Annotated in this window: 3 protein-coding genes and 1 pseudogene; all 4 read left to right on the top strand. The window is 42.6% G+C overall.

All coding sequences use genetic code 11. The features are described 5' to 3' along the window. Positions 1 to 69: 69 nt before the first annotated feature. Positions 70 to 1527: a sodium/proline symporter PutP gene (putP, locus tag ABEV15_RS13980; protein ID WP_498853558.1), complete on the top strand. Its 1458-nt coding sequence runs from the start codon at positions 70 to 72 to the stop codon at positions 1525 to 1527. 307 nt (positions 1528 to 1834) lie between these two features. After that, positions 1835 to 3073 (top strand): GntP family permease, encoded by a 1239-nt coding sequence (locus ABEV15_RS13985; RefSeq protein ID WP_498853557.1) that lies wholly within the window; start codon positions 1835 to 1837, stop codon positions 3071 to 3073. A gap of 105 nt (positions 3074 to 3178) precedes the next feature. After that, positions 3179 to 3811, top strand: a pseudogene (locus ABEV15_RS13990) (CapA family protein); the annotation flags it as partial. Between the two features lie 89 nt (positions 3812 to 3900). Beyond that, the coding region (locus ABEV15_RS13995; RefSeq protein ID WP_498853559.1) for a transposase at positions 3901 to 4043 on the top strand (143 nt) is incomplete at its 3' end.

Here is a 4043-nt window from a genome sequence, read left to right on the forward strand (position 1 = left end):
CACGTCATGCTTGAAGTGATTAAAAAACGTTTCCCGAATGAAATGAAACAAAAGGAAGGGGAGATTGTTTTGGTTATTGCATCTGTTGTCGTATATATGGTGGGGATGTTACTCATTGGGTATTGGGCATATAAACGGACGTCAAACTTGTCTGATTATATGTTAGGTGGAAGGACGCTCGGTCCAGCCGTAACGGCGTTAAGTGCTGGGGCGTCAGATATGAGCGGTTGGTTGTTGCTTGGCTTGCCTGGCGCGATGTATGCACAAGGGTTAAGCGCTTCATGGATCGTCATCGGACTAGCTTTAGGGGCGTATGCGAACTGGTTATACGTTGCTCCACGCTTGCGTGTGTATACAGAAGTGGCAAACGATTCGATTACGATTCCAGCATTTTTAGAAAATCGTTTTGGTGATACATCGAAGCTACTTCGCCTCGTTTCAGGATTCGTCATTATGATTTTCTTTACGTTTTACGTTTCTTCTGGTTTCGTTTCTGGCGGGGTCATGTTTAAAAACTCGTTCGGTACAGATTATCATACGGGGCTATGGATTGTCGCTAGTGTTGTTATTGCGTACACGTTATTCGGGGGATTTTTAGCGGTCAGCTGGACAGACTTTGTGCAAGGTCTCATTATGTTTATTGCACTTATTCTCGTACCTGTTGTGACATTGATGCATACAGGGGGATTCACAGAAACGACAGCAACGATTCGAGACACCGATCCGAATTTGCTCGATTTGTTTAAAGGAACAAGCGTAGTCGGCATCATTTCTTTATTCGCTTGGGGACTTGGTTATTTTGGACAGCCTCACATTATCGTTCGCTTTATGGCGATTTCATCGGTGAAAGAGATGAAACAAGCTCGTCGGATTGGAATGGGCTGGATGATTTTTTCAACTGTCGGCGCGATGCTCACAGGTCTTTTTGGAATCGCCTACTTTAAACAAGCCGGCATGACGTTAGAAGATCCAGAAACGGTATTTATTAAACTTGGGGAAATTTTATTCCATCCGCTTATTACAGGGTTTTTACTTGCAGCCATTTTAGCGGCAATTATGAGCACGATTTCATCGCAATTGCTTGTGACATCAAGTTCCCTAACTGAAGATTTATATAAAGTTTTATTCCGTCGTTCAGCGTCCGATAAAGAGCTTGTGTTTGTTGGTCGTTTATCGGTGTTACTTGTTTCTGTTGTTGCTTTAATTTTGGCATATGAGCAAAACAATACGATTTTAAATCTTGTTGGCTATGCATGGGCTGGGTTTGGTGCTTCGTTCGGTCCTGTCATTATATTAAGCTTATGCTGGCGTCGCATGACAAAATGGGGAGCGCTTGCAGGAATGATTGCAGGGGCGACGACGGTCATCGTTTGGGCAAACTCTTCATACGCTAGCGTCATGTATGAGATGGTTCCTGGTTTTATCGCAAGCCTCATCGCTATTGTTATCGTCAGTGTATTGACAGCAGCGCCAGATAAACAAGTGACAGAGCAATTTGATACGTTTAAACGTACGATTTCATCATAAGAAAAAGGTGTCCAATTTGGGCACCTTTTTCTTACGTGGAAAATTGTCGAATGGCTCGCTTCATTTCATTTGAAATATGTTCCAAGTACCATTATAACACCCGTTCCGAGAGAAATAAGTAAAAAACGTCCTGTTACACTGATCACCTCCGACAAAAAGACTATTACAAAAATAATGTATATACGGATGACATCTGTACGTATTTTCGAAAAATTTTACACATTTTTTATGTTATTTGTGATATATTTACAAAAAATGACGTTACATCATGATATTTTTATAGATTGTATACTTGGAGGGGATCAAATTGAACATATTGGGAGCGATAGCTGCTTTTCTACTAGCTGTTGTATTTATTTTACGAAATGTGCCAGTAGGGTATGGAATGATGGGCGGAGCGTTTATTGGTGCTTTATTAGGGGGAGCTTCCATCGATGAGGCTGTTTGGCTAATGATAGATGGAGCAAAAGAGATGACCCCGTCTATTTTGCGCGTTTTAGCAGCTGGTGTGCTTGCTGGTGTATTAATGCAGTCGGGGGCAGCGGTGGCAATAGCAGAAAAACTCATGCAAGCATGCGGGGAAAAATATGCGCTATTTTCGCTATGTGTTGCAGCGATGATGTTAACTGCGTGTGGGGTGTTTGTTGACGTTGCCATTATGACGATTGCACCTGTTGCGCTTGCGATGGCACATCGACTTGATATGTCACGTTTTGCTATATTGCTCGCATTAATTGGTGGGGGGAAAGCTGGGAATATTATTTCTCCTAACCCGAATACGATTGCAGCAGCTGAGGCATTTCATGTCCCTCTTTCCTCTCTCATGATGGCAGGCATCGCACCGGCGGTGATTGGTCTTTTTGTCACGTACCAGCTTGCAAAACGGTGGCGGGGTGATGACAAACATATGCCAAAAATTGAAACGGTTGAAAAAGAAACACCTCCATGGCAAAAAGCGATTGTTGCTCCCGGTGTTGCGATAATTCTTTTATTGTCACGTCCGCTCTTTGGCGTGTCAATTGATCCGCTTATCGCTTTGCCGACTGGTGCGGTGATTGGTGTGATTGTTATGAATAAAACGAGGGAGTTGAACGTGTTTCTACGCGTAGGCATGGAAAAAATGAGCGGTGTTGTATTCATGCTTCTTGGTACTGGAACGCTAGCGGGTGTAATCGCGAACTCCGCTTTGCACCAAACGTTTATGCACATGCTCGAATCGCTAGGGTTTCCGCCATACGTCATGGCATCGTTAGCTGGTGCGTTATTGTCAGGCATTACTGCATCTACAACGGCGGGGACAGCTGTCGCAAGCCACGTGTTTGGAAAAGCGTTAGTTGAAGCGGGTGTCCCATCGCTTGCGGGAGCAGCTATGGTACATGCGGGGGCAACAGTGCTCGACCATTTACCGCACGGCAGTTTTTTTCATATCACCGCAGCAAGTGTACATATGTCAACGAAAGAGCGCCTTACATTGCTTCCGTACGAAACGCTCATAGGCATAGCCATTGCCACAACATGTACAGTCATTTTTTATCTATTTTTATAAAACTATGTTCTAAATCATCAACAAATAAAAAAAGGTTTTTTCCCCCATGTGTAGAAAAAATTTATATACACAAAGGGGAGTGAGGAAAAAGTGAGAAAGATATGGATGTGTTTATGGATTTTTCTGTTTTTATTTGCCCATCCCGCTTGGGCGCAAGGAGAAACGAGCATTACATTAAGCGTTGCTGGGGACGTCACGCTCGGTCGTGATGATAACTATGGCTATACGTATTCATTTGATCATGAAGCGAAAAAAAACGGTCTCATTTTTTTTACGAAATACATTGAGCCCATTTTTAAGCAAGATGATTTTACAACGGTTAATTTGGAAACAACGTTAACAAACGCCACACAAAAAGCGGAGAAGAAGTTTCGGTTTCGAGGTGATCCATCGTATGTCAATATTTTAACGCGCGCAAGCATTGAAGGGGTGAATCTTGCGAATAATCATACGTTCGACTATGGACAAAAAGGATATGCGGATACAATTGCAACGCTAAAGCGAGCGAAAATTGGCTATTTCGGGAACGGTATACCTTTAATGAAAACAGTTAAAGGAGTAAAAATCGGTACGCTCGGTTATAAAGGATGGAGCGACACCCAAGCAGTACGAAAGCAAATTGTCACCGACATTCGCGCACTGCGAAAGCAAGGGGCACAAATTATTCTCGTTCATTTTCATTGGGGTGAAGAGCGAAGCTATATACCAAATCGCATGCAAACATCGTTAGGAAGATTTACGGGGGAAGCGCAAGAAAGCCCCTGTCTTTAGACAAGGGGATGAATTGCGTATTGTTTATGGTATATTTAGTATAGAGGTGATTGTTTTTGGAAAACGAAAAATACACCCATAAAAAAGGGATTGTTTATCTCAATCAATATCATATTGTGTTTTGTCCAAAATACCGCAGAAAAGTGTTAGTTGGAGATATTGAACGAGATTTAAAAAGAATTTTTGAAGAAGTTGCCAA

Source organism: Bhargavaea massiliensis (genome assembly GCF_050480245.1).
In the GTDB taxonomy this organism is placed as follows: domain Bacteria; phylum Bacillota; class Bacilli; order Bacillales; family Anoxybacillaceae; genus Anoxybacillus.